The organism is Rhizobium sp. BK456 (assembly GCF_014194045.1).
GTDB classification, from domain to species: Bacteria; Pseudomonadota; Alphaproteobacteria; order Rhizobiales; family Rhizobiaceae; genus Rhizobium; species Rhizobium redzepovicii.
Genome location: NZ_JACIAO010000002.1, coordinates 243,297 through 267,555 on the forward strand (window position 1 = coordinate 243,297; position 24,259 = coordinate 267,555).

The 24,259-nt window shown below is 61.1% G+C and carries 21 protein-coding genes, 1 tRNA gene and 1 pseudogene; 11 read left to right on the forward strand and 12 right to left on the reverse strand.

Features of this window, described 5'->3' with window-relative positions; genetic code table 11:
• Positions 1-431: 431 nt before the first annotated feature.
• From FHX03_RS07450 to xylF, 4 genes are all read right to left on the reverse strand, one after another.
• A tRNA-Arg gene (locus FHX03_RS07450) sits at positions 432-508 on the reverse strand.
• 204 nt (positions 509-712) lie between these two features.
• Positions 713-1,495, reverse strand: a complete 783-nt coding sequence (locus tag FHX03_RS07455; RefSeq protein WP_007630865.1) for an ATP-binding cassette domain-containing protein — start codon at positions 1,493-1,495, stop codon at positions 713-715.
• A 14-nt stretch (positions 1,496-1,509) separates the two neighbouring features.
• Complete coding sequence (locus FHX03_RS07460) at positions 1,510-2,823, reverse strand: sugar ABC transporter permease (protein WP_183853138.1); 1,314 nt, start codon at positions 2,821-2,823, stop codon at positions 1,510-1,512.
• Positions 2,824-3,078: 255 nt separating this feature from the next.
• Positions 3,079-4,119 carry a D-xylose ABC transporter substrate-binding protein gene (gene xylF / locus FHX03_RS07465; RefSeq protein ID WP_097626468.1) on the reverse strand — a complete coding sequence of 347 codons (1,041 nt, stop codon included), beginning with the start codon at positions 4,117-4,119 and terminating at the stop codon, positions 3,079-3,081.
• A gap of 291 nt (positions 4,120-4,410) precedes the next feature.
• Between xylF and FHX03_RS07470 the strand changes: the two genes are divergently transcribed.
• Positions 4,411-5,634, forward strand: a complete 1,224-nt coding sequence (locus tag FHX03_RS07470) for an ROK family protein (RefSeq protein ID WP_183853140.1) — start codon at positions 4,411-4,413, stop codon at positions 5,632-5,634.
• A 15-nt stretch (positions 5,635-5,649) separates the two neighbouring features.
• Here FHX03_RS07470 and aac(6') read toward each other — a convergent pair whose 3' ends face one another.
• On the reverse strand, positions 5,650-6,102 hold the full coding sequence (aac(6'), locus tag FHX03_RS07475) for an aminoglycoside 6'-N-acetyltransferase (RefSeq protein WP_097626473.1): 453 nt from the start codon (positions 6,100-6,102) through the stop codon (positions 5,650-5,652).
• Positions 6,103-7,003: 901 nt separating this feature from the next.
• Positions 7,004-7,996: an inositol 2-dehydrogenase gene (gene iolG, locus FHX03_RS07480; RefSeq protein ID WP_097626475.1), complete on the reverse strand. Its 993-nt coding sequence runs from the start codon at positions 7,994-7,996 to the stop codon at positions 7,004-7,006.
• A 141-nt stretch (positions 7,997-8,137) separates the two neighbouring features.
• Between iolG and FHX03_RS35050 the strand changes: the two genes are divergently transcribed.
• Complete coding sequence (locus tag FHX03_RS35050; protein WP_375166088.1) at positions 8,138-8,203, forward strand: hypothetical protein; 66 nt, start codon at positions 8,138-8,140, stop codon at positions 8,201-8,203.
• Complete coding sequence (locus FHX03_RS07490; RefSeq protein ID WP_183777556.1) at positions 8,194-8,484, forward strand: hypothetical protein; 291 nt, start codon at positions 8,194-8,196, stop codon at positions 8,482-8,484. The genes FHX03_RS35050 and FHX03_RS07490 overlap by 10 nt, the downstream gene beginning before the upstream one ends.
• Positions 8,485-8,490: 6 nt before the next feature.
• On the opposite strand, the gene FHX03_RS07495 is transcribed toward FHX03_RS07490, so the two are convergent.
• Together FHX03_RS07495 and FHX03_RS07500 are read right to left on the reverse strand one after the other, a co-directional pair.
• Complete coding sequence (locus FHX03_RS07495; RefSeq protein WP_183853142.1) at positions 8,491-8,961, reverse strand: hypothetical protein; 471 nt, start codon at positions 8,959-8,961, stop codon at positions 8,491-8,493.
• A 155-nt stretch (positions 8,962-9,116) separates the two neighbouring features.
• Entirely contained in the window at positions 9,117-10,124 is a 1,008-nt protein-coding gene (locus FHX03_RS07500) for a LysR family transcriptional regulator (protein WP_131711390.1), read from the reverse strand.
• A gap of 271 nt (positions 10,125-10,395) precedes the next feature.
• On the opposite strand from FHX03_RS07500, the gene chvE reads away from it, so the two are divergent.
• The 6 genes from chvE (at position 10,396) to araD (ending at position 18,688) form a co-directional block, all read left to right on the forward strand.
• Complete coding sequence (gene chvE / locus FHX03_RS07505) at positions 10,396-11,460, forward strand: multiple monosaccharide ABC transporter substrate-binding protein (RefSeq protein WP_003565744.1); 1,065 nt, start codon at positions 10,396-10,398, stop codon at positions 11,458-11,460.
• A 99-nt stretch (positions 11,461-11,559) separates the two neighbouring features.
• Complete coding sequence (gene mmsA / locus FHX03_RS07510) at positions 11,560-13,098, forward strand: multiple monosaccharide ABC transporter ATP-binding protein (RefSeq protein WP_064840274.1); 1,539 nt, start codon at positions 11,560-11,562, stop codon at positions 13,096-13,098.
• Positions 13,095-14,306 (forward strand): multiple monosaccharide ABC transporter permease, encoded by a 1,212-nt coding sequence (gene mmsB, locus FHX03_RS07515; RefSeq protein ID WP_097626481.1) that lies wholly within the window; start codon positions 13,095-13,097, stop codon positions 14,304-14,306. Before mmsA ends, mmsB begins: the two co-directional genes overlap by 4 nt.
• Before the next feature lie 115 nt (positions 14,307-14,421).
• A complete protein-coding gene (gene araD1, locus FHX03_RS07520) occupies positions 14,422-15,417 on the forward strand; it encodes an AraD1 family protein (RefSeq protein WP_183853144.1) in 996 nt (331 codons plus the stop codon).
• Positions 15,418-15,452: 35 nt separating this feature from the next.
• Complete coding sequence (locus FHX03_RS07525; RefSeq protein WP_183853145.1) at positions 15,453-16,886, forward strand: aldehyde dehydrogenase family protein; 1,434 nt, start codon at positions 15,453-15,455, stop codon at positions 16,884-16,886.
• A gap of 62 nt (positions 16,887-16,948) precedes the next feature.
• Positions 16,949-18,688 carry an L-arabinonate dehydratase gene (araD, locus tag FHX03_RS07530; RefSeq protein WP_097626486.1) on the forward strand — a complete coding sequence of 580 codons (1,740 nt, stop codon included), beginning with the start codon at positions 16,949-16,951 and terminating at the stop codon, positions 18,686-18,688.
• 82 nt (positions 18,689-18,770) lie between these two features.
• Here the strand turns inward: araD and FHX03_RS34325 are convergent.
• Both FHX03_RS34325 and FHX03_RS07535 read right to left on the reverse strand, forming a co-directional pair.
• Positions 18,771-18,995, reverse strand: a pseudogene (locus FHX03_RS34325) (HD-GYP domain-containing protein); the annotation flags it as partial.
• Positions 18,996-19,151: 156 nt separating this feature from the next.
• Positions 19,152-20,054 carry a DMT family transporter gene (locus FHX03_RS07535; RefSeq protein ID WP_183853147.1) on the reverse strand — a complete coding sequence of 301 codons (903 nt, stop codon included), beginning with the start codon at positions 20,052-20,054 and terminating at the stop codon, positions 19,152-19,154.
• 167 nt (positions 20,055-20,221) lie between these two features.
• Between FHX03_RS07535 and FHX03_RS07540 the strand changes: the two genes are divergently transcribed.
• Complete coding sequence (locus tag FHX03_RS07540; protein ID WP_097626490.1) at positions 20,222-21,091, forward strand: helix-turn-helix domain-containing protein; 870 nt, start codon at positions 20,222-20,224, stop codon at positions 21,089-21,091.
• Between the two features lie 19 nt (positions 21,092-21,110).
• Here the strand turns inward: FHX03_RS07540 and FHX03_RS07545 are convergent, their stop codons facing one another.
• The gene (locus tag FHX03_RS07545; protein WP_183853149.1) at positions 21,111-21,728 is read right to left on the reverse strand and encodes a TetR/AcrR family transcriptional regulator; all 618 of its coding nucleotides are present in this window, start codon (positions 21,726-21,728) and stop codon (positions 21,111-21,113) included.
• A gap of 96 nt (positions 21,729-21,824) precedes the next feature.
• Between FHX03_RS07545 and FHX03_RS07550 the strand changes: the two genes are divergently transcribed.
• Positions 21,825-22,574, forward strand: coding sequence for an SDR family NAD(P)-dependent oxidoreductase (locus tag FHX03_RS07550; RefSeq protein WP_097626494.1), 750 nt, complete (start codon positions 21,825-21,827; stop codon positions 22,572-22,574).
• A 124-nt stretch (positions 22,575-22,698) separates the two neighbouring features.
• Here the strand turns inward: FHX03_RS07550 and FHX03_RS07555 are convergent, their stop codons facing one another.
• Positions 22,699-23,961 carry an MgtC/SapB family protein gene (locus FHX03_RS07555; RefSeq protein WP_183853150.1) on the reverse strand — a complete coding sequence of 421 codons (1,263 nt, stop codon included), beginning with the start codon at positions 23,959-23,961 and terminating at the stop codon, positions 22,699-22,701.
• Between the last annotated feature and the right edge of the window lie 298 nt (positions 23,962-24,259).

Below are 24,259 nucleotides of genomic sequence, written 5' to 3' on the forward strand. Positions count from 1 at the left end.
CCGTCCGAGTGACGCTGAATGACGGAGTCATCACGGCAGTCGCTGTAACACCGCACGCCTACGTGCGTCGCTCCCTAGAACTCCAACGTGCATTCGCGGACGCCGTGCCGAAGGCCGTTGTAGGTAGACGTATCGATCAAGTCAGGGTCGGAAAGCTGGCGGGTTCGAGCGGGACGCCGAAAGGATTCAACGACGCCATACGCCAGATTAGGGAACAAGCAGCGCGCAGGTAGACAATAAACTACGTCGGTGGCGCTGACCGACAGGCCAGCCTTCTTGGACGCTCAGGCCTCCCAACAACGCTCAGTCCAATTGGAACCATCAAATCTCGATTGACTCGGAACTCGAGCGTCAATCCGCGTTTATGTCTTCACAGTCCGCGCTTAGTGGTATCTAGTCCGCATTTATGTGGTGATCGAGAACGAGAAAGTTGGCGCACCCGACAGGATTCGAACCTGTGACCTTTGGAATCGGAATCCAACACTCTATCCAGCTGAGCTACGGGTGCATGCCTGAGGCGGTTTGAATCGCCTGTCCGATGGGTGGTTCTTAGCCTAGCTTGCGGCCGGCTTCAATCGCGAATTTCTCAGAAATACCGATGCTTGCGGTTTACGGGGTGTTTTTGTTCGTCAGCCTTGGGGTCGAACGAAAAACTCCGCCGGCCTTGCGGGCGGCGGAGCGGGTTGTCTGGGGCAGGGCGCTTTAGCGGCGCTCAGATCTGCATGGCGCCGGGGCCGGGGATGGCCTTGGGCGGCACCTTGCCGAGGATGATCATTCCAAGCACTTCGTCCTTGGTCACATCCTCGGTGCGGGCGTGGCCCACGAGCTGGCCGTTCTTCATCACCGAGACGCGGTCGGCGAGGTCAAAGACGTCGTGGATGTCGTGGCTGATGAGGAAGATGCCGATGCCTTCCTTCTTCAGCTGCTTGATCAGCTCGCCCACCTGCGCCGTCTCCTGGGGGCCGAGGGCGGCCGTCGGCTCGTCCATGATCAGGATGCGGGCGTTGAAGAGGATGGCGCGGGCGATTGCCACCGATTGCCGCTGGCCGCCGGAAAGCGCCTTCACCGGCTCCTTGAAGCGCTTGAAGTTGGGGTTGAGCCGCCCCATCACCTCGCGCGCCGAAGCCTCCATCGCCACGTCGTCGAGCGTGCCCCAGCGAGTCTTCAGCTCGCGGCCGAGATAGAGGTTGGCGGCGGCGTCGACATTGTCGGCAACGGCAAGCGTCTGGTAGATCGTCTCGATGCCGTATTTCTTGGCATCGCGCGGGTTGCGGATGTCGGCCGGCTCGCCGTTGATCAGGATATCGCCGCTGTCGCGCTTATAGGCGCCGGAGAGGATCTTGATCAGCGTCGATTTTCCGGCGCCGTTGTGGCCGAGAAGAGCGACCACTTCGCCGGGGTAGAGATCGACCGAGGCATTGTCCACGGCGTGGATGCCGCCGAAGGAGATCGAGATGTTTTTCAGTTCCACAAGGGGAGTGCGTTGATCAGCCATGTCTAGGGCTCCTCTCACTTGGCACGGGCGCGATAGACGGTGTCGAGCCAGACCGCCACGACGAGGACAGTGCCGACGACGACGCTCTGCAGCGGGGTGTCGACATGGGCGAGAACCATGCCCGATTGCAGCGATTGCATGACCAGCGCGCCGAGCATGGCGCCGGCAATCGTGCCGGTGCCGCCCGCCAGCGACGTCCCGCCGATGACGGCGGCGGCGATGGTGTAGAGCTCGTCGAGCGTGCCCTGCGAGTTCGTCGCGGCGTTGAGGCGGGCGGTGGAAATCGCCGCCGCAATGGCCGCAAGAACGCCCATCAGCGCGAAGATGCGCACCGTCACCCAGCGGGTCTTGATGCCGGCGAGTTCGGCTGCCTCGGGGTTGCCGCCGATTGCGAAGACGTAGCGGCCGAAGCGCAGGCGGGTGGCGATGAAGGTCATGATGATGCCGACGACGATCGCGATCAGCACCGGCACGGCGATGCCGTAGGGAATGTCCAGGCCGGTTTCGGGCCAGGGGATGTTGTTGGTCTCGGCATATTTCTTGGCGATGTTGATCGGCCAGTAATAGCTGTTGGCGATCGAGACGGCGCCGAGGATCAGCACGCAGCTGAGGACGGCGAGGAAATATTCCGCCCAGATCGGCCGGCGCGGAAAGCCGAAGCGGCGGCGCTGCCGGCGCGAGCCGATAATGCTGGCGATGACGAACAGGCAGGCGACGATGCCGACGATCCAGCTCCAGGTGGCGCCGATCGAGCCCTCAGCGCCGCCGCCCATGATGCGGAAGGTCTGGTCCATGGGGGCGACCGTCTGGCCGCTGGTGACGAGCCAGGTCGCGCCGCGCCAGACCAGCAGGCCGCCGAGGGTGACGATGAAGGAGGGAACGTTCAGGAAGGCAATGATCATGCCCTGGAAGGCACCGATCAGGAAGCCCGCCGCAATACCGACCAGCAGCGTGATCGCCCAGGTGAAGGGGCTGTCGAAGCCGATATACTCAGGCAGGATTTTCGCCTGGGTCACGCCCATGATCATGCCGCAGAGGCCGAGCACGGATCCGACGGAAAGGTCGATGTTGCGGGTGACGATGATCAGCACCATGCCCGTCGTCATGATCGCGATATCGGTCGTCTGAACCGAGAGGTTCCAGAGATTGCGCGGGGTCAGAAACAGGCCGCCGGTGATGATGTGGAAACCGATCCAGATGATGATGAGCGCGCCGATCATGCCGAGCAGGCGTGTGTCGATCTCGGTCGCGCGGAAGAAGCGGGTCACCGGATTGGCTTCCGCCGTTCGCGGCCCGCTTGATGCTGTTGATTTTACCATTTCGGCCATGGGTTTGCCGTTCCCCCATTATGTTTGGACGGCTGCGCCGGCGTGCCCGAAACTGTGGGCGGCGTCATTCGTCTGTTCTTCAACTGACCATCACGATGCTTCCGGAAACCGTGGCGTGGCGACACCCTTCCGGCAGGGAATGCAGGTCCGCGATGGTGCGGCGAGGCGGAGAAACTCATCCTTGGAGGTCTCATCCGCATCCGGCGCCGCAACGGTCTTTCCGCTGCGGCGCCGGCAATTACGTTCGAAGCTTGCTTACTTGCAGGCGGCGACCGTGCCGGCCTTGACGCCTTGGCAGGCTTCAGCCTTGGAGATCCAGCCGGCGTCGATGACGACGTTCAGGTTTTCCTTGGTGATTGCCAGCGGCTTCAGGAAAACCGACTGCATTTCCACGCCCTTCGGGCCGCCCTTGAAAGCCTGGGCGCCGTCGACCTTGCTCATGTCCTTGCCGCCGGCAAGGTCGAGAGCGATTTCGGCAGCGCGCTTGCCGAGTTCGCGGCTGTCCTTCCAGACGGAAACCGTCTGGGTGCCGAGCGCGATGCGGTTCAGCGCCGCTTTGTCGCCGTCCTGGCCGGAAACCGGAACGGAGCCGGCGAGGCCCTGGGCGTCGAGCGCTGCGATCGCGCCGCCGGCCGTGCCGTCGTTGGATGCAACAACGGCGTCAACCTTGTTGTTGTTGGCGGTCAGGAACTGCTCCATGTTGCGCTGGGCGTTCTCCGGCAGCCAGCCGTCCGTATAGGCCTCGCCGACATTCTTGATCTTGCCGGCGTCGATCGCGGCCTTCAGCACTTCCTGCTGGCCCGAGAACAGGAAGTCGGCATTCGGGTCGGAGGACGAGCCCTTGATGAAGACGTAATTGCCTTCCGGCTTGGCCTTGAAGACGCCCTCGGCCTGCAGGCGGCCGACTTCCTTGTTGTCGAAGGTGATGTAGAAGGCAGCCGGATTTTCGATCAGGCGGTCGTAGCCGACGACCGGGATGCCTTCGGCGGCGGCCTTTTCGATTGCCGGGCCGATGGCGTCGGAATCCTGGGCGAGAATGATCAGCGCGTTGGCGCCCTGCGAGATCAGCGATTCGACGTCGGTCAGCTGCTTGGCGGCCGAAGACTGCGCGTCAGCGGAAATATACTTGGCGCCCTTGGCTTCGAGAGCTTTCTTGATCGCGGCTTCATCGGTCTTCCAGCGCTCTTCCTGGAAATTCGACCAGGAAACGCCGACGACGAGATCGGCAGCCATGGCAGCCGTATGCACGGAAACGAGAATGGCCGCGCCTGCCATCAATTTCAAAATAGACTTCATACTATCCTCCCGAGTGAGTTGCGACCGGCCCAGCCCATGCTTCCTCCGGCCACCGCGAAAAGCTGTCGAGGAAAATTCGGATTATTTTCTCGACAGTCGAGAAATTTGATGTCAGAGATTTTTTCGGCTGTCAACACTGGGCCGTCAGCTTATTTTCCCTTGCGGAACGGCGGTTGGCGATGCAGTGGAAGCGAGGGCGGAGAGAAGCATGATGCCGAAAAGTGTGAACGGTTTTCGGGCGGCATCATGCTCTAACTATTGAATTTTGGCATAGGGGAGAGGGCGGCATTCATGCTGACCAAGTCGAGCACGGAGCTGGTCCGGCAGAGAAACAGCGTGCTCGTGCTGTCCGTGCTGCGCCGTCACGGCGCGCTCGCCCATACCGAAATATCCGATTTCACCGGCCTTTCCTCGGCCACCATCTCGGCGATCACCGCCGATCTGGAACGCGCCCATATCATCGAAAAATCGGAGCAGCAGGCCGCCAGCGGCCGCGGCCGGCCACGCGTGCTGCTGCGCCAGCGCCGCGATTGCGGCTATCTCATTGTCGTCATCATCTCGTCCGATGCCGTGCAATATTCGCTCGTGGATTATGCCGGCAAGCTGATCGACCGCTTCAGCGAGGAGCGCTCGCATGATCCCGCAGGGGCTGCCCGCTTCGTTGAAGGAGTGCGCGCCGGGCTCTCCCGCATTCTCGAGCGCTCCCGGATTTCCCAGGAGAAAGTGCTGCTGATCTCGATCAGCAGCAAGGGCCTGGTCAACTCAACCGAGCCGGTGCTTCTATGGTCGCCGATCTTCGGCAGCGATCAGATCGATTTCGAATCGGTGCTGCGGCCGGACTGGCAGGCCAAGGTCATTCTCGACAACGAGACGCTGCTGGTCGCAGCCGCCCTCGGCGCCCGCGAGGAGGTCGTCAAGGGCGCCGATTTCCGCTCGCTCGCGGCGCTCTCGCTCGGCCACAGCATCGGCCTCGGCATTGTCAGGCGCGGCGGCCAGACCAGCCAGGAGATCTCGGCCCCGAATTTCGGTCACATGCTGCACATGGCGGGTGGCGGTCTCTGCCGCTGCGGCACCCGCGGCTGCATCGAAGCCCATGCCGGCTTCTACGCCATCCTGCGCAGCGCCTTCGAAGTGCCGCTCGATACCATCCCGGCCAAATTCGTCCCCGTCACGGAACTCGACAAAATCGCCGCCAAAGCCCGCCAGGGCCACCGCACCTCCACCATCGCCTTCCGCCAGGCGGGCCTGGCGCTTGGCAACGGCCTTTCCCGCATGCTCAGCCTCACCGAACGCATGCCCATCGCCATCACTGGCCCGGGCACCCGTTATTACGACCTGCTGCGCCAAGGCATCGAAGAAGGCCTCGGCCAGTCCCATATCGTCCGCATGGAAGGCATGCCGGAAATCCGCGTGGTGCCAGACGAACCGATCCTCGTCTTCGAAGGCCATCTTAACCGGGCACTCTCGGTGATAGACCAGGATATCGTGATCTCGGGAGGGCAGGGCGGGTATTGAAGCCCCAGCCCCGGCCTACAGCAGCTTTCGGAAGAACACGACGCGTTGTGTCTCCTCAAATCCCAAAGCGGCATGGAGCGCATGGCTGGCCGAATTCTCAAGCGGCGCGTCAGAGCCAAACTCAACACACCCAAGCGACTTCCCCCAATCGGCAACGGCATTGCAAAGCAGTCCTGCGATACCCTTTCGCCTGTCAACGGGCCGGACATAAATCCCTTCGAGGAACAGAACGGGCGAGCTGCTGCATCCATTCACATAATCATGCCGCAACGTGGCCTCAGCAAACCCGACAGCTTCATTCGCAGCATTTCGAGCGATGAACGCCACTGCTTCTGCATTTTCTGAAAGAAACGCCCGGCTCAACTCACCTCGATGATCTTCAAGCGAGTGATGCGGCCATAGCGCGACGCGAAGCTGCGCCCATGGCTCGACATCTTTTATCGTCCCGACCTCAATCGTCGTTCCCATATCGCGATTCCCTCCTGTCGAAAAAATCCCAATTAAAGTGGTAAGTGCGCAGCTTCACGAAGATATTTCCAGGAAGATAAAGCGCCCAAACACCCATGCCACAAGCTGGTTCGGCACCGTTATAGCGCCACCCACCGTCAGTTAAGCCGGATCCACCACCGACAATGAGCAGGTCGCATCTCCTCATGCATCCTCATTCCTGTGCCCGTCACAGGAATCCAGTGCGCCCAAGTCTTTGGGCGCGGGAGACACTTTCTCGTCGAATGAGAGTCATTCACCGCGCCGACGCGCGGTGGCTGGATTCCCGTGACGAGCACAGGAATGACGGCGGGAGAGGTCGCGTCCGCGGTGCTATGTGGCTGCCCAAGACCCCGCCCAATCCCTCCTCACAAGGGGGAGGGGCTTAACCCGTCGCGCCCGACGGCGCCCGAATTCGAAGTCTTGCTTGCTGTCGCTGCACTACAAATTGTTTCGGTGAAGGTCATCGCAAGCGGTGCGGCATCTTAGTCCCTCCCCCTTGTGAGGAGGGGTCCTTCAAACGCTCTGAACCTTTGGCCGGCTCGATCGGCTGCGGCCATGGATTCCAGGCTCAAGGCCTGGAATGACAGAGGCTGGAGATACGCTGCCGCCAAACAGGCCCTCGACATTTCGGATGGCGCGGGTTCCTTTCCCATGCCTGTTATAGCGCCCGCCCGGTGACGCCTCATCCGCTTCGCTGAGTGCGCGTTTGGCGCAAACGCACCTACGACTGCCGGCGGATGTGGCGTGGGTGCTCGGCTGCGCATGACGGAGGATGAGGAACTTCCGGAGCAAAACAGTGGGGAATAGCGCTATGCACAAACGCAAAACGGCCGGGCAAAACACCCGGCCATCTCAAACCTATCCGTTCAAAAGCCAGCTGTCAGCCGATCTTGACGAGTTTGCCTTCCTTGACCGACTGCACCGCCGCGTCGGCAAGCACCAGAGCCGCCAGGCCATCGGCGCCGGAAGGCGAAATCTTCGTGCCCTTTTCGATGGCGGCGATGAAGGCGGCGATTTCGTTGGCGTAGGCTTCGGTGTAGCGGGTCATGAAGAAATCATGCAGCGGCGGGCGGGTGTAGCCATCGCCGTTTGCAACTTCGATCGAGACCGGGCGCTGGTTTTCGGCCGCGGCCATGCCCTTGGCGCCATGCACTTCGATGCGCTGGTCGTAGCCATAGGTGGCGCGGCGGGAGTTGGAGATGACGGCCTGCTTGCCGGATTTGGTCTGCAGGATCACCGAGACGCTGTCATAATCGCCGGCTTCGCCGATCGCCTTGTCGACGAGGACGGCGGCGGTTGCCAGCACCGAGACCGGCTCTTCGCCGAGCAGGAAGCGGGCCATGTCGAAATCGTGGATCGTCATGTCGCGGAAGATGCCGCCCGAGCGCTTGATGTAATCAACCGGCGGGGCGCCGGGGTCGCGCGAGGTGATCGTCACCATTTCGACATCGCCGATCTTGCCGTCGTCGATCACCTTGCGCACCGCCATGAAATGCGGGTCGAAGCGACGGTTGAAGCCGACCATCAGCTTGGCGCCGGTCTCTTCCACCACCTTGATGCAGGCCTTGACGCGGGCGACGTCGAGATCAACAGGCTTTTCGCAGAAGATCGCCTTACCGGCGCGGGCGAAGCGCTCGATCAGGTCGGCATGGGTATCGGTCGGCGTGCAGATGACGACGGCGTCGATATCCTTGGACGCCTCGATCGCCTCGATGGTGCGCACTTCGCAGCCATAGGCGGAGGCGATGGCGTCGGCCGCCTGCGGAAAGGCGTCGGCCACCGCGACCAGCGTCGCATTGGCGTCGCCGCTGACGGCTTTCGCATGAACCTTGCCGATGCGGCCGGCGCCGAGAAGACCAAATCTCACTGTCATAGCAACCTCCCTTGAATTCGGAACAAATAAACCGAATTGCCAAAAATCTGGAATTTTCATTCCATCTTCTCTGCGTCGCGTCAAGCCCGCCGCTCTTTCACATTTGCAAGATTCAAACTAAAGACAAGCGCGACAAATGCCATGGCCGGTGTGACACATGCCATGGGCACGGTGACATATGCGACCGCGGGGCACAGATGCAACTGATTGATCCGAACCATCCGGCATACCGGCGCCTTTGGGTGCGTGTCGCCATCGTTGCCGTCTGCTTCGGCTGGGCGGCGTTCGAGATTGTCGGCGGCGATCCCTTCTGGGCGGTGCTTTCGGCCGCGGCGGGCGCCTATTCCTTCTATATGCTGTTCTGGACCTTCAATCCGCAGCCTGAAGTCACCCAGGCGATGGCCGAGCCTGACGTCAATGACGAGGGAGAGGAAGAGCTTGCGGAGATATCCGCGGAAAAGCCCACCAGGGACGGGCAGGCAGACTGAAACCAGTCAGCGGCCCAATCGCCGCAGCGCCTCGTCGATCAGCAGATTGGCCAGCATCATCCGTTTCGTCGCATTCTCGCGGAAGGGGAGCGCGACACCGTCGGGATGATTGGCGCGGGCGAAGGCGCGGCGCTTCTCGCTGAGCGTCAGCGGCGTGTCGGCGGCCGAGATCGCCAGTTCGGCGGCAACCTCTTGCGGCGCCGTGCGGGTGAGATGGTCGGGCATTGCGGGCTCTGGTTCCGGCAAAGCCGCCGGTTTCTCGGTAAACCCGGCGGCGGCGTCGAGATCCAGATTGTCGAAATAGGCTTCGCCGATCCGCTGCGAGGCGACCGAGACGCCCTCCATGACATCGAAAGCAAAGCCGGTGCCGAGGCCTGCCACACGGTGGGCGGCGGGCGCTTTGGCCTCTTCAGCCGTCTCGTCCTCGGCCTTCAGCCGTTCGAGCACTGATTGAAATACCGACTGTCCGAACAGCATCCCGAATCCTCAAGAGTGTTCCGGTTCTTCGAAACACCCGACGTGCTCTAATTTTTTACGCAATTCCCGGACGCAAAAACCGCTGGCGCCTTTTGCTGGAATTGCTCCGGCGCGCATTTAAGATGGGCAAGATGGCGCCGGGCTTGCGGGCCGCGTCAGCCTGACTGCTTCAGGCTTTCCTCCAGAATGATGTCGTAGAGTAGCCTGGCGCTCGGCGGCAGCGCCCGTTCCCTGGCGGTGATCAGGCTGTAAGGCTTGACGTTGATGTCGAAATCGATCGGCAGCGTGCGCACGTCGGAAGCCCTGGCGCTTTGGCTGGAGAGGAACTGGGCGACGTCGGTGGCGACAGGAGCGATCGCATCGGTTTCGCAGACGATGGCGCAGGTTAAAAGCAGCGACGAGGTGTTAACAATATTTTCCGGCAGCGCCACGCCGCGCGACAGGAAAATATCCTCGATCGTCCGGCGCAGCAGCGTGCCCGGCGGCTGGAACACCCAGTCGTAATCCCTGATGTCGGAAAGGCTGCTGGTCTTTTTCTTTTTCAGCAGCGGATGGCGGCTGCGCACGATCAGGCAGGCGCGCTCGATGCCGATCTCCGTCACCTCGAACAGGCGCGGGTTGAGATCGTCGGGAATGCGGCTGATGATGAAGTCGTGGTGGGCGGCGAGCAGTTCGCGGGCGAGCACGTTGCTGGTCTCCACCTGGATGTTGATCTCGATGCCGGGATAGGCCTTGCGCACCCTGTTGATCGCCGGCACGACGAGGCTCATGGCCGGCGCCGTCACCGCGCCGATGAAGACCGAGCCGCCCTTGCCGCTCTTCAGTTCGCCGATCTCGCGGCTCGCCTCGCGCAGCTCCAGGAGGATCTTCCGCGCCCGTCTGGCAAGTGCTGCGCCGAAGGTCGTCAGCACCACGCCGCGAGCGACGCGTTCATAGAGCTGAGTCTTGGTAATTGATTCCATTTCGGACAGCATGCGCGATGCCGCGGGCTGTGAAATGTTCAGGACTTCCGCAGCTGCGGAAATCTGTCCGCTATCTTCGATTGCGACGATCATCCGCAGGTGATTCAGCTTAAGTCCTGCACGTAAAAGGCTGTCATTGCCGAAACTATCGCTGTGGATATCGACATGGTCCATCGAAATGGGCTCTGAAACAATCGTCATGGTTGCAGCCTCCTCGCTGCGCTCCATCAAAAGTAATACTTTTTAACGATATACCAAAATTGTTATGCACTTTACCAGTTATTCTATTTGACAGTTATAGGAATCCATACCAGTTTGCCGCCGTGTGCTGGTTGGCACTCAACACGTGTGAGATCGTGGAGGAGACCTACTTCGTTTCTCACCATCTGAAGTAACTATCCAATACGGAACCTGCCACAGTTTCGGGGCGGGCGATTTTTCGTCCGCTGCTCTATTAACAAGGGAGAGAGAAATGAAGTCCATTATCTCATTGATGGCTGCGGCTGCCTTCGGCGTCGCTTCGTTCGTTGCACCGGCAATGGCCGCCGACAAGGGCACCGTCGGCATTGCCATGCCGACCAAGGCTTCGGCCCGCTGGATCGACGACGGCAACAACATCGTCAAGCAGCTCGAAGCTGCCGGTTATGCCACGGACCTGCAGTATGGCGACGACGATATTCCGAACCAGCTTTCGCAGATCGAAAACATGGTCACCAAGGGCGCCAAGGTTCTGGTTATCGCTTCGATCGACGGTACGACGCTTTCCGACGTTCTTCAGAAGGCTCATGACGCCGGCATCAAGGTCATCGCTTATGACCGTCTGATCCGCGATTCGGGCAATGTCGATTACTACGCTACCTTCGACAACTTCCAGGTCGGCGTTCTGCAGGCAAACTCCATCGTTGACGGCCTCGGTCTCAAGGATGGCAAGGGCCCGTTCAACATCGAACTCTTCGGCGGTTCGCCGGATGATAACAACGCCTTCTTCTTCTATGATGGCGCCATGTCCGTCCTGCAGCCCTACATCGACTCGGGCAAGCTCGTCGTGAAGTCCGGCCAGACCGGCATGGACAAGGTCGGCACCCTGCGTTGGGATCCGGCAACGGCCCAGGCCCGCATGGACAACCTGCTCTCGGCTAACTACACCGACGCCAAGGTCGACGCCGTTCTGTCGCCTTACGACGGTCTGTCGATCGGTATCATCTCCTCGCTGAAGGGCGTTGGTTACGGTACGGCTGCTCAGCCGCTGCCGATCGTCACCGGCCAGGACGCTGAAATCCCGTCGGTCAAGTCGATCATCGCTGGCGAACAGCACTCGACGATCTTCAAGGACACCCGCGAACTCGCCAAGGTCACCGTTGCCATGGTCGATGCCGTCATGTCCGGCAAGGAGCCTGAGGTCAACGACACCAAGACCTACGACAACGGCGTCAAGGTCGTTCCGTCCTACCTGCTGAAGCCGGTTGCCGTCGACAAGACCAACTACAAGCAGATCCTCGTCGACAGCGGTTACTACTCTGAAGACAAGCTGAAGTAAGACGTTAAGCAGGAGGCCGGAACCCGCGCTTGCGGGTTCCGGTCTTCGATTTTATGATCGCCAAGCCGCTTGGCGGCTCACGGCGCTGGAACTTTGACTATGGACAATACCATCCTCGAAATGCGGAGCATCACCAAGACGTTCCCGGGCGTCAAGGCGCTGGAGAACGTGAACCTCAAGGTTCGCAAGGGTGAAATTCACGCATTGGTCGGCGAAAACGGGGCCGGCAAATCGACCCTGATGAAAGTCCTATCGGGCGTCTACCCCACCGGAAGTTATGACGGCGACATCGTCTATGAAGGCGAGACGCGCAACTTCAAGGTCCTGAAGGATTCCGAAGAAATCGGCATCGTCATCATTCACCAGGAACTGGCGCTGGTGCCGTTGCTGTCGATCGGCGAGAACATCTTCCTCGGCAACGAGAATGCCAAGAGCGGCGTCATCAGCTGGGACGAGACGTTCAATCGCACCAAGCAGCTGCTCAAGAAGGTCGGCCTGTCGGAATCTCCGAACACGCTGGTGACCGACATCGGCGTCGGCAAGCAGCAGCTCGTCGAAATCGCCAAGGCGCTGTCGAAGAGCGTCAAGCTGCTCATCCTCGACGAGCCCACCGCCTCGCTCAACGAAAGCGATTCCGACGCGCTGCTGACGCTGCTGATGGAATTCCGCAAGCAGGGCATCACCTCGATCATCATTTCCCACAAGCTGAACGAAATCCGTAAGGTCGCCGACCAGATCACCGTGCTGCGCGACGGCATGACGGTCAAGACGCTCGACTGTCACGCGGACGAGATCAGTGAAGACATCATCATCCGCAACATGGTCGGCCGCGATCTCGAAGACCGCTACCCGCCGCGTTCGGTGCCGATCGGCGAAACCATTCTCGAAGTGAAGAACTGGAACGCCTATCACCAGCATCACCGCGACCGTCAGGTCCTGCACAATATCAACGTCACCGTCCGCAAGGGCGAGGTCGTCGGTATCGCCGGTCTGATGGGGGCGGGGCGCACCGAATTCGCCATGAGCCTGTTCGGCAAATCCTACGGGCACAAAGTATCCGGCGAAGTGCTGATGCACGGCAAGCCGGTCGATGTCAGCACCGTGCGCCGGGCGATCGATTCCGGTCTCGCTTATGTCACCGAAGACCGCAAGCAGCTCGGCCTGGTGCTCAACGACACGATCCTGCACAATACGACGCTGGTCAATCTGAAGGCGGTGTCGAATGCATCGGTCATCGACAGCGTCAAGGAATCCCGGGTCGCTACCGACTATCGCTCGAAGCTGCGCATCCGCTCTTCCAGCATCTTCCAGGAAACGGTCAATCTTTCCGGCGGCAACCAGCAGAAGGTGGTGCTGTCGAAGTGGCTGTTCTCCAATCCCGATGTTTTGATCCTCGACGAGCCGACGCGCGGTATCGATGTGGGTGCAAAATACGAAATCTATACTATCATCAATCAGCTCGCGGCTGACGGCAAAGCCGTTCTGATGATCTCGTCGGAAATGCCGGAACTTCTGGGCACCTGCGACCGCATCTACGTCATGAATGAAGGGCGTATCGTTGCGGAACTGCCGAAGGGAGAAGCGAGCCAGGAAACCATCATGCGCGCCATCATGCGCTCAGGAGAGAAGAAACAATGACGCCGATCAACCAACCCATCGCTGAGCAAGGGCGCGTCGTCTCGATCGGAGACTACGTTCGCGGCAACATCCGGGAATACGGCATGTTCATCGCGCTGATCGCGATCATGGTGTTCTTTCAGATTTCGACCGGCGGCGTTCTCTTCAGGCCGCTCAACCTGACCAACATCATCCTGCAGAACTCGTTCATCGTCATCATGGCGCTCGGCATGCTGCTGGTCATCGTCGCCGGCCATATCGATCTTTCGGTCGGTTCCGTCGTCGGTTTCATCGGCGCCATCGCCGGGGTGATGACCGTGCAATGGCACACCAACTATGTCCTGGCGGGTGTCGTATGCCTTGCCATGGGTGCGCTCGTCGGCGGCGTCCAGGGTTATTTCGTCGCCTATCACAAGATCCCGTCCTTCATCGTCACGCTCGCCGGCATGCTGGTCTTCCGCGGGTTGACGCTGTTCGTGATGACCGCATCGGGGACTGGCACCAGCATCGGTCCTTTCCCGCCGGAGTTCCAGCTGATCAGCATCGGCTTCCTGCCGAACCTGTTCGATATGGGCGGCATCAACTCGACCTCGATCATTCTGACCGTGATCGGCGCCGTCGCGCTCTTCTATCTCGCATGGCGCAAGCGGCTGTCGAACGAGAAGCATGGCAATGATGTCGAGCCCTTGGGCTTCTTCCTCGCCCAGAACGCCCTCGTCACCATCGCCATTCTGGCGCTCGGCTACCAGCTGTCGATCTATCGCGGCTTCCCGAACGTGCTGGTCGTCATGCTGGCCCTGGTCGCGGCCTACGCCTTTATTACCCGTCGCACCACGATCGGCCGCCGCATCTACGCCATGGGCGGCAATGAGAAGGCGACCAAGCTTTCCGGTATCAACACCGAGCGGCTGACCTTCCTGACCTTCGCCAATATGGGCCTGCTGGCTGGTCTCGCCGGCCTGATCGTGGCGCTGCGCCTCAATTCGGCGACGGCCAAGGGCGGCTTCGGCCTCGAACTCGACGTCATTGCCGCCTGCTTCATCGGCGGCGCGTCGGCCCAGGGCGGCGTCGGCAAGGTGACCGGTGCGGTCATCGGCGCCTTGATCATGGGCATCATGAACAACGGCATGTCGATCCACGGCCTCGGCACCGACTCGCAGCAGATGGTCAAGGGCGCGGTGCTTCTCGCCGCCGTGTTCTTCGACGTCTACAACAAGAACAAGGGCTGAGCGCTCAAGCGCAGCCCCGCATTCGCAGTCATATGAGTGATCAATTCCGGCTCCTGATGGAGCCGGACAGGCGGAGCTTTTCCTGGTCTTCGCCGGAACGAGAAGGATCGAAGTCGTGCTTATTTCCCAGATCAAGGGTGCCAACGGAGAGATCGTCGTCGCCGTGCGCGAGCAGGGCGGCGCTGCAAGATCGGTGAAGAATGCCGGCAGCGTCTATGCGCTGGCGATGGAAGCCGCCGACGGCGGCAAGTCGCTTGCTTCAGTCATCGAGGCGCATGGTTACGGTGATGCCGTCGATCTTGAGAAGGTCTATGCGGAAGGCCGCTTCCTGCCGCCGATCACCCATCCGGACGCTGCCCACCTGCATCTGACCGGCACTGGTCTCACGCATCTCGGCTCCGCCGCCACCCGTGATTCCATGCACAAGAAGACCAGCGAGGCGGCCGAGGAAACGCTGACCGACTCGATGAAGATGTTCAAGATGGGTCTCGAGAACGGCAAGCCGAAGGCTGGCGAAAAGGGTGTGCAGCCCGAATGGTTCTACAAGGGCAACGGCTACGGCGCTGCCGCCCCGGGCGCCCCGCTCGTCTCGCCCTCTTTCGCGCTCGATGGTGGCGAAGAGCCTGAAATGGCTGGAATTTACGTGATCGCCAGCGACGGCTCACCGTTCCGCATCGGCTTCGCTTTGTCGAACGAGTTTTCGGACCACGTCACCGAGCGGATCAACTACCTCTATCTGGCCCACTCGAAACTGCGCCCCGCCGCCTATGGTCCGGAAATCCGCATCGGCGCCGCCCCGGACGACATCCGCGGCACCTCGCGCATCAAGCGCGGCGACAAGGTGATCTTCGAAAAGCCCTTCCTGTCGGGCGAAGCGAACATGTCGCACACCTTCGCCAATCTCGAATATCACCATTTCAAATACGGCATCTTCCGTGTTCCGGGCGATGTCCATGTCCATATGTTCGGCACGGCGACGCTCTCCTTCGCCGACGGCATCAAGGCGGAAGAGGGTGATGTCTTCGAAATCGAAGTCGCCGAATTCGGCCTGCCGCTGCGCAATCCGCTGAAGGTGGCCGCCGAAGAAGAGATTGCCGTCAGGCAGCTCTAATTTCTCATAAACGGTAAAGGAGGCTCATTCAGCCCATGACCATTTATCAAAACCTGATCGCCGGCGAATGGGTCGGCACCAACGCGACGAAGAACATCAATCCGTCCGATACCAACGAAGTCGTCGGCCTCTATGCCGACGGCAGCGCCGAAGACACCAAGAACGCCATCGCCGCCGCCAAGGCCGCTTTCCCGGCCTGGTCGCGCTCCGGCATCTGGGAACGCCACGTCATCCTGAAGAAGGCCGGCGACGAGATCATGGCGCGCAAGGACGAGCTCGGCGCGCTGCTTGCCCGCGAAGAAGGCAAGACCCTGCCTGAGGCCACCGGCGAGGTCATCCGCGCTTCGCAGATCTTCGAATTTTTCGCAGGCGAGGCCCTGCGGCTGGCCGGCGAAGTGATCCCGTCGGTACGCCCGAACATCGGCGTCGAAATCACCCGCGAGGGCCTCGGCGTCATCGGTATCATCACGCCGTGGAACTTCCCGATCGCCATCCCGGCCTGGAAGATCGCGCCGGCGCTCTGCTACGGCAACACCGTCGTCTTCAAGCCGGCCGAACTGGTGCCCGCCTGTTCCTGGGCGATCGTCGACATCCTCAACCGCGCCGGCCTGCCGAAGGGCGTGTTGAACCTCGTTATGGGCAAGGGCTCGGTCGTCGGACAGGCGATGCTCGAAAGCCCCGACGTTCACGGCATCACCTTTACCGGCTCCACCGGCACCGGCCGGCGCGTCGCCGCCGCCTCGATCGAGCATAACCGCAAGTTCCAGCTGGAGATGGGCGGCAAAAACCCGATGGTCGTGCTCGACGACGCCGATCTGTCGGTCGCCGTCGAGGCCGCCGCCAATTCCGGCTTCTTCTCCACCGGCCAACGCTGCACCGCATCGTCGCGCCTGATCGTCACCGAAGGCATTCACGACAAGTTCGTCGCGGCGCTGACCGACAAGCTGAAGACGCTCGTCGTCGACAATGCGCTGAAAGCCGGCACGCATATCGGCCCCGTCGTCGATGAGCGGCAGTTGAAGACCGATACCGACTATATCGAAATCGGCAAAAACGAAGGCGCCAAGCTCGCCTTCGGCGGCGAGGTGATTTCCCGCGACACGCCCGGCTTCTACCTGCAGCCGACGCTGTTTACCGAAGCGACCAACCAGATGCGTATTTCGCGCGAAGAGATCTTCGGACCTGTGGTTTCGGTGATCCGGGCGAAGGATTACGACGAGGCGCTCGCCATCGCCAACGACACGCCGTTCGGGCTTTCGGCCGGCATCGCGACGACCAGCCTGAAACATGCGACGCACTTCAAGCGCAATTCGGAAGCCGGCATGGTCATGGTCAACCTGCCGACCGCCGGCGTCGATTTCCACGTCCCCTTCGGCGGCCGCAAGGGCTCGTCCTACGGCCCGCGCGAGCAGGGCAAGTACGCCGCCGAATTCTACACAACCGTCAAGACCGCCTACACGCTGGCTTGAGACGAAGTGCGATAGCCCTGATCGTACGAGGCGATCAGGGGGTATCCTGAAGGACAGAGACTATGAAGAAAAAAGCAGAATGGCCGCGCAGGCTGAGGTCGCAGGAATGGTACGGCGGCACGAGCCGCGACGTGATCTATCACCGCGGCTGGCTTAAGAACCAGGGATATCCCCACGACCTGTTCGATGGAAGGCCGGTAATCGGCATCCTCAACACCTGGTCGGATATGACCCCGTGCAACGGTCATCTGAGAGAGCTCGCCGAGAAGGTGAAGGCGGGCGTCTGGGAGGCCGGCGGCTTCCCGCTCGAGGTGCCGGTATTTTCCGCATCCGAAAACACCTTCCGCCCCACCGCAATGATGTACCGCAACCTTGCCGCACTGGCGGTGGAAGAGGCGATCCGCGGCCAGCCGATGGATGGCTGTGTCTTGCTGGTCGGCTGCGACAAGACCACGCCGTCGCTTCTGATGGGGGCCGCCTCCTGCGACCTGCCGTCGATTGTCGTCACCGGCGGGCCGATGCTGAACGGCTATTTCCGCGGCGAACGCGTCGGCTCCGGTACGCATCTGTGGAAGTTCTCCGAAATGGTGAAGGCCGGCGAGATGACGCAGGCCGAGTTCCTCGAGGCGGAAGCCTCGATGAGCCGTTCGTCGGGCACCTGCAACACGATGGGCACCGCCTCGACTATGGCCTCGATGGCCGAAGCGCTCGGCATGGCGCTCTCAGGCAATGCCGCGATCCCTGGCGTCGATTCCCGCCGTAAGGTGATGGCGCAGCTGACCGGCCGCCGCATCGTGCAGATGGTCAAGGACGATCTGAAGCCCTCCGAGATCATGACGAAACAGGCTTTCGAAAACGCCATCCGCACCAATGCGGCGATCGGCGGATCGACGAATGCCGTCATCCACCTGCTTGCGATTGCCGGCCGCGTCGGCATCGATCTGTCGCTCGACGACTGGGACCGCTGCGGCCGCGACGTTCCCACAATCGTCAACCTGATGCCGTCGGGCAAGTACCTGATGGAAGAGTTCTTCTATGCCGGCGGTCTACCGGTGGTGCTGAAGCGCCTCGGCGAAGCGGGCCTGCTGCACAAGGATGCGCTGACGGTCTCCGGCGAAACTGTCTGGGACGAGGTCAAGGACGTCGTCAACTGGAACGAGGATGTCATCCTGCCCGCTGAAAAGGCGCTGACCTCTTCGGGCGGCATCGTCGTGCTGCGCGGCAATCTGGCGCCGAAGGGCGCGGTACTGAAGCCGTCGGCGGCCTCGCCGCATCTCCTGGTGCACAAGGGCAGGGCAGTCGTGTTCGAGGACATCGACGATTACAAGGCCAAGATCAACGACGACAATCTCGACATTGACGAAAACTGCATCATGGTCATGAAGAACTGTGGGCCGAAGGGTTATCCGGGGATGGCCGAAGTCGGCAACATGGGACTGCCGCCGAAGGTGCTGAAGAAGGGCATCCTCGACATGGTGCGCATTTCCGACGCCCGCATGTCCGGAACCGCCTACGGCACCGTCGTGCTGCACACCTCGCCGGAAGCGGCGGTCGGCGGGCCGCTTGCGGTCGTGAAGAATGGCGACATGATCGAGCTCGATGTGCCGAACCGTCGTCTGCATCTCGACATTTCCGACGAGGAACTGGCGCGCCGGCTGGCCGAATGGCAGCCGAACCACGACCTGCCGACATCAGGTTATGCCTTCCTGCATCAGCAGCATGTCGAAGGGGCCGATACCGGCGCCGACCTCGACTTCCTCAAGGGATGTCGCGGAAACGCGGTTGGCAAGGACAGCCACTAACCGGGTGCATCCGAAATTGATCGTTGATGAGGCGGGGCAAAACCCCGCCTTTTCTGTCCGCCGTTCGCGCGGAATGGCGCGCTCAGGCGCTCGAGACTGCCATGCGCCGGAAAGTGGCAATGCAGGCGGATCGAAGTGCGATCCGCTGCAGGCAATTATTTTTGCGTAAGCCTGCTCGACCGGCCAGGCCTGTTACATGGCCGATCGGAGCAGAGCGCTTCGAAGACGTCGGCAACCGCGACGATCGTGCGTCGATGTGGATTGCGTCGCTGGACAGGCCTTTGGGATAGCCGGTTTCCGTCCAGCGGGTCGAAGGGCTTGGCCAAAAAATCCGTGGCGCCGGCCTCCAGCGCTTCCAACCGAACCGACCATTTTGCCTGCGACGTGAACCGCACCCGACGCGCGACGACACGGCCAGCCGAGACGCTTCGGGGAGGCGGGTCAAAGGAAATTCGCTCTGACATCAGAGACGAAAGCGCCGGGTAAAAACGGCCAGTCGAGGCACTGGTGAAAAAACCAGCACGTTTCCAACCAGTACGGCGCAGAGCCCGAGAGCCGCCAATGGACCGAGCTGATAACCTTCGAAAAACACCGAAATCGTCAGGGCAACGATGGGAAAGAGGACGGTCATATAAGCGGCTTTGGCTGCTCCCAGCCGATTAACGACGGTGAGATAGGTGGTAAACCCGATTACGGAGCCGAAAATTGCGAGATAAAGGAGAGAGTCGACATAGGACGCTGAAGGATCGAAGGTAAATTCAACACCCCGAATGGCGGCGAATGCCGAGACGATACCCGCACCGTAGAGCATTCCATATGCGTTTACCGAAGTCACCGACAATCCGTGCTTCCTGTTGCGTACGGACACCAGGTTGCCGACCGAAAAGAACCATGTCCCGAGGAGGGCGAGCATCACGCCGATCACCACGTTGCGGTCGAATGCGGCGGCGGCAGCTTCATTCCAGAAAAGGCAGACAATGCCGGCAACGCCGAAGGCCGCGCCCAGGAGAATGCGCGCCGACGGCCTCTGGCCAAATGCGACCATGCCATTGGCAAGATTGAAGATTGTCGCAGCTGAAAAGATCACCGAAACAATGCCGCTCGGCACCAAGGTTTCGGCGATATAGAAACAAAGAAAATTACAGGAAAAGAGACAGATCGACTGCAGGACCACATAGGGATGATGACGCAAGGGAATGGGCTGAAGCCTCTTCGCAACCGTCAGGCCTACAAATAATATCACGCCGGCGAGGGCGAAGCGGTAGGCGATCGACGCTTCAATCGGAACGACGCCAAGCTGGTTCTTGATGGCGATCCAGGTGGTGCCCCAGATCAGCACGGTTAAAGCATAGCAGAGGCCGGTCATGGTCTTTCACTCCGTCAACGACAATGGGAGGATCGATATCGAGCCGAACAGCCAGGTCTATGCCGCAGACCGTGGAGGCATTGTATATTCTTGGGTTTTTTGCCTTTGGCCCTATTGATCGGCTGCGCCGTCCCATTCAAACTCGTGAGACGAGGCCCCGATGGATCATGGAACAGCAACACCGTCTGACAGTTAAAGAAGCGCTCTCAAGATCCGGCGCATGCCTGCAGCGCTCCGGCTCGGTCGACCGGGGACTGTCGCTTGCGGAGTGGACCAACCGCGCAGGAGAAGCGTTCTACGAGCGCCCCGATCATCACACGCTGAGCATCTATCTTGACGGCGGCGAAAGGGTCATTCGCGAGGATAAGCGGCTATCGGGCGGAGCACCGGGCAAGCTTTGCCTCTTGCCGGCCGAACACAAAAGCCAATGGCATATTGGCGGGCCACTGAGGATGTTTCATCTTTACGTCGATCCCGAGCTCCTCGCTTATGAAGCGCTGACGTCGTTCGACATCGACCCGAGGCATATCGATCTGATGGATCTGACGTTTTGTGATGATCCGGCGATGGCGATGATTGTCCGGGGAGGGGTTTTGCCTTTGAACTGGCAGGAAAAGAGCGACCGTGTCGCTCTCGATGCGGTTTGTAGGCTTCTCATTCATCGGATCTTGAAATCGCACAATCGGCAGGCGCGGCAGGAGGCCGTGCGCGGAGGGCTTTCACCCTCGGTGCGTCGCCGTACTGCTGATTACATCGACGCCAACCTCGAGCAGGCGCTGACGCTTGATCGGCTGGCACGGGAAGCCGGCTTGAGCACCTTTCATTTTGCCAAGATGTTTCGCGTCAGCTTCGGCATGCCTCCGCATCGCTACGTGGCGGCGCGGCGGATCGAGCAAGCAGAAAGGCTCCTTCGCAACCGCGAAAACAGCCTTGCAACCGTTGCCTCCGCCTGCGGCTTCGGGTCACAAAGCCATTTTTCCAAAGCTTTTAAAGCGACCACCGGCGTGCCGCCAGGGGAGTGGCGAAGCCTGCCGTGAGACAGGGCGCCCGCTCCCGCTAGCGAGAGTTCTTGTCTGCCACCCACGGAGAAATGAGAGCCCTCGAATGGCGGGGGATTGTCAGCAGGCGCTCCTTGGCAAGACCATCGCGCGCGCCTTGAGCGAGGCCTTGAAGGATGGCAGCGTAAAGGTCCGACAGTTCCTGAACGGGTGTATCATCCCGAAGTCTGCCGCCGCGCACATCTTCGGTCAGGCGCTCGGCAATCTGCTTCGACCGTCCCTGCCGCAGCTCTTTCAGGGTCTGCTCTATTTCGATCCCGTTCGGCGCATTGCTCGCCACGGAGTTCACGACAAAGCAGCCATGCGGCCTATTCGCGCGGGTGAACAGTTCCACCGCCGCCTCCAACATGGCTTCGATGCCGCCGGCGGCGTCGGGCGCGCTTTTCAGTGCTGCCGGCAGGTCGTCCGCATAAGCTGTGTGATAATGCTGCACGGCCTCGGCGAACAGCGCTTCCTTCGATCCGAATGCTGCGTAGATGCTCGGCGAGTTGATCCCCATTGCCTCGACAAGATCGTTCATCGATGTCGCCGCAAAGCCGTTCTGCCAGAACGCCATCAGCGCCCGGTCCAGTGCCTGCGCGCGGTCGAAATTCCTTGGTCGCCCTCGTTCAGCCATAGGTGCCTCATTCTGTGTCGAGCGACATATAAATCTCTAGACAGGGTCGGTGCAATAGCATATTTCTGTGCTGATTGACACATAAATAGGTGAGCCATGGCCAGCTTAGAGTTTTCCGGCAAGACAGCCCTTATCACCGGCGCCGGCAGCGGCATCGGGCGCAGCATCGCGATTGCCTTCGCCAATTCCGGGGCCAGGGTGGTGTTGGCCGGGCGACGGCAGGAGGAACTGGAAGAGACCGCGCGCCTCATCCGCGAGGGGAGTGGTGAAGCGTTCGCCGTTTCAGCCGATGTGACCTATGAGCGGTCGGTCGGCGCCTTGGTCGACCAGGTAGGACCGTTGCATGTTGCTGTGAACGCCGCCGGTATCGTGCTCAGCGGCGCGGTCGACGAAATGGCGGCTGAAGCCTTCGCCCATGTCTTTGATGTCAACGTGACCGGGCTTTGGCTGTCGATGAAGCACGAAATCCGGGTCATGAAGGCGACGGGCGGCGGCGCGATCATCAACATCGGCTCGAATATCGGCGCGCGGATCGTGCGCCCCACCATGGGCGCCTATGCCGCCTCAAAGGCTGCCGTCAGCAGCTTGACGCGCACGGCGGCGCTGGAAGCCATTCCGCATGGCGTCCGCATCAACTGTCTTTGCCCGGGGCCGGTGGATACACCCCTTTCCATCCGTCCCGGTGAGGATCGAGCGGCGCGTGACGCTCGCGTCGCCGCCACCAATCCTTCCAAACGGGTGGCAACGACCGACGAGGTTGCCGCTGCAGCGCTTTGGCTCGCATCCACAGCCGCCTCCTATATCGTCGGTCAGGATATCGTCATCGACGGCGGCGCCTCAGTGTGATCATCAACACCGGCGACAATTCACCGCCGAAAAAAATGCCGCTCCACTGCCGATATCGTCGACGCTTTCGTCCATGATTTGCAAAAGCGCCGGGGCTGAGGGATATCGCGCCCGCGACGGCTGTTCACGCCAGAAATAAGCCGGCGGCGCCTGCAAGTGTCGCTATGCCGGTCGTGATCGCCAGTCGAACCGCATAACCAGTGCTTCCTGTCGTTGCCGCAAGACCGGTTTTCGCCAGAAGATTGGCAAAGGCGGCGACCGCTATCGCATGTGCGGCCGCGTCCGCAGGTACGGTCTGCGACGACAGCTTGGCGATGGAGAGGGTAATGGCATCGAGATCGCCGAGCCCCGTGATGAAAGCGACCGCGACGAGCGACTGGGTTCCAAAGACTGCCAAAGTTGCCCGCGTCACGATGGTCACGACGGCAAGCAGAAGCGCGAAGCGGATGACGACCATCACTTCCAGCGGATTTCGCGGCGAAAAATCGGAACCGCCATCGGAGCGCCGCGACAATCCGGCGAGGCAACCGCCCACGGCAAGGATCGCGGCAGCCGGGCCGAGCGATGCCGCAAGCTCCTTCAGTATATCAGGCGCGATGACGCCGCAGATCAACAGCACCCGGCTGAGGGATACGGCTCCCGCCAGCATCGCTCCGGCCGAAAGCAGCGGCGAGAGGGCGGGCGTCTGCGTCGACTGGCGGGCGAAGGAAAGCGTCAGCGCCGTCGACGAGACGATGCCGCCGCAGGCCCCGGTCAGCAATATCCCGGCCTTGGCGTCGCTGAGCCTGATCATGACGTAACCGGCGAATGAAACCGCACCGATCAGGATGGTCATCATCCAAAGCTCGAAAGGGTTGATCGTCTGCCAGGGATCGACCGCCTCGTCGGGTAGAATCGGAAGAATGACGACCGTCATCGTCAGCAGAATCAGCGCGGCCCGTAATTCGAGCCAGGTCAGTTTCCGGAGAAATCCATGCAGCGGCTCCCGCGCCGCCAGAAGCGCGGTGATCGCGACGGCACTCGCCGCAGTCGCCGTCATATCCGCAACGACGGCACCGAAGCCCAGCGCAAAGACCGTTATCGCGGCGATGGTGCCGGTCGCGCTGTAATCTTTCTCCCGTGCTGCCTGCATGCCGCTGAAGACGAGCACTGTGATACAGAAGAACACGAAGATGGCCGTCGGCAGGATCGGTCCTGTGATCGGCTGCAGAAAACCGCAAAAGCCGCCGAGGAAGCTCGACAGGCCATAGGTGCGGATGCCCGCCACTCTCTTGCCCGGCGCAGCCTCGCGTTCGCGCCATCCGCGCTCGATCCCGACGAGGATGCCGATCGCAAGCGCCAGGCTGAGACGTTGGAATGCGTCCGTCATCACCAATGAAGTCATCATCCGAAGATCCAGACATTGTCAGCCAGGCCGTCTTCGCGGGAGCTTCTGCCCAATATGCCACGACGACGGTGTATTCCGCTCTGCTTGTTTCTGAAATCCAACCACGGCCATGCGGCCCGGTCATTGCGACGGATCAACGTTGGCTGCGTTCGCCTGATGCGAGCCGGGATGCTTCTCGTTGAGCCATGTCCATGCGTGATACCCGACAGGTGTTGGCGGCGGATATCGGGCCTCGATAGGCTGTCCGAATTCCGCATCGTCTGGCGGCGTGACGTGCTGGTGAAACGGCGCGGCCGAG

What these genes read in the sequence shown, in the direction of transcription:
- FHX03_RS07555 (WP_183853150.1), bottom strand. Translation starts at nt 23,961, where the DNA reads ATGATGACTTCATTGGTGATGACGGACGCATTCCAACGTCTCAGCCTG.
- FHX03_RS07540 (WP_097626490.1), top strand. Translation starts at nt 20,222, where the DNA reads ATGGAACAGCAACACCGTCTGACAGTTAAAGAAGCGCTCTCAAGATCC.
- FHX03_RS07550 (WP_097626494.1), top strand. Translation starts at nt 21,825, where the DNA reads ATGGCCAGCTTAGAGTTTTCCGGCAAGACAGCCCTTATCACCGGCGCC.
- chvE (WP_003565744.1), top strand. Translation starts at nt 10,396, where the DNA reads ATGAAGTCCATTATCTCATTGATGGCTGCGGCTGCCTTCGGCGTCGCT.
- FHX03_RS07500 (WP_131711390.1), bottom strand. Translation starts at nt 10,124, where the DNA reads ATGACGATTGTTTCAGAGCCCATTTCGATGGACCATGTCGATATCCAC.
- araD (WP_097626486.1), top strand. Translation starts at nt 16,949, where the DNA reads ATGAAGAAAAAAGCAGAATGGCCGCGCAGGCTGAGGTCGCAGGAATGG.
- FHX03_RS07495 (WP_183853142.1), bottom strand. Translation starts at nt 8,961, where the DNA reads ATGCTGTTCGGACAGTCGGTATTTCAATCAGTGCTCGAACGGCTGAAG.
- FHX03_RS07460 (WP_183853138.1), bottom strand. Translation starts at nt 2,823, where the DNA reads ATGGCCGAAATGGTAAAATCAACAGCATCAAGCGGGCCGCGAACGGCG.
- FHX03_RS07490 (WP_183777556.1), top strand. Translation starts at nt 8,194, where the DNA reads ATGCAACTGATTGATCCGAACCATCCGGCATACCGGCGCCTTTGGGTG.
- xylF (WP_097626468.1), bottom strand. Translation starts at nt 4,119, where the DNA reads ATGAAGTCTATTTTGAAATTGATGGCAGGCGCGGCCATTCTCGTTTCC.
- FHX03_RS07525 (WP_183853145.1), top strand. Translation starts at nt 15,453, where the DNA reads ATGACCATTTATCAAAACCTGATCGCCGGCGAATGGGTCGGCACCAAC.
- FHX03_RS07470 (WP_183853140.1), top strand. Translation starts at nt 4,411, where the DNA reads ATGCTGACCAAGTCGAGCACGGAGCTGGTCCGGCAGAGAAACAGCGTG.
- FHX03_RS07455 (WP_007630865.1), bottom strand. Translation starts at nt 1,495, where the DNA reads ATGGCTGATCAACGCACTCCCCTTGTGGAACTGAAAAACATCTCGATC.
- iolG (WP_097626475.1), bottom strand. Translation starts at nt 7,996, where the DNA reads ATGACAGTGAGATTTGGTCTTCTCGGCGCCGGCCGCATCGGCAAGGTT.
- mmsA (WP_064840274.1), top strand. Translation starts at nt 11,560, where the DNA reads ATGGACAATACCATCCTCGAAATGCGGAGCATCACCAAGACGTTCCCG.
- mmsB (WP_097626481.1), top strand. Translation starts at nt 13,095, where the DNA reads ATGACGCCGATCAACCAACCCATCGCTGAGCAAGGGCGCGTCGTCTCG.
- FHX03_RS07545 (WP_183853149.1), bottom strand. Translation starts at nt 21,728, where the DNA reads ATGGCTGAACGAGGGCGACCAAGGAATTTCGACCGCGCGCAGGCACTG.
- FHX03_RS07535 (WP_183853147.1), bottom strand. Translation starts at nt 20,054, where the DNA reads ATGACCGGCCTCTGCTATGCTTTAACCGTGCTGATCTGGGGCACCACC.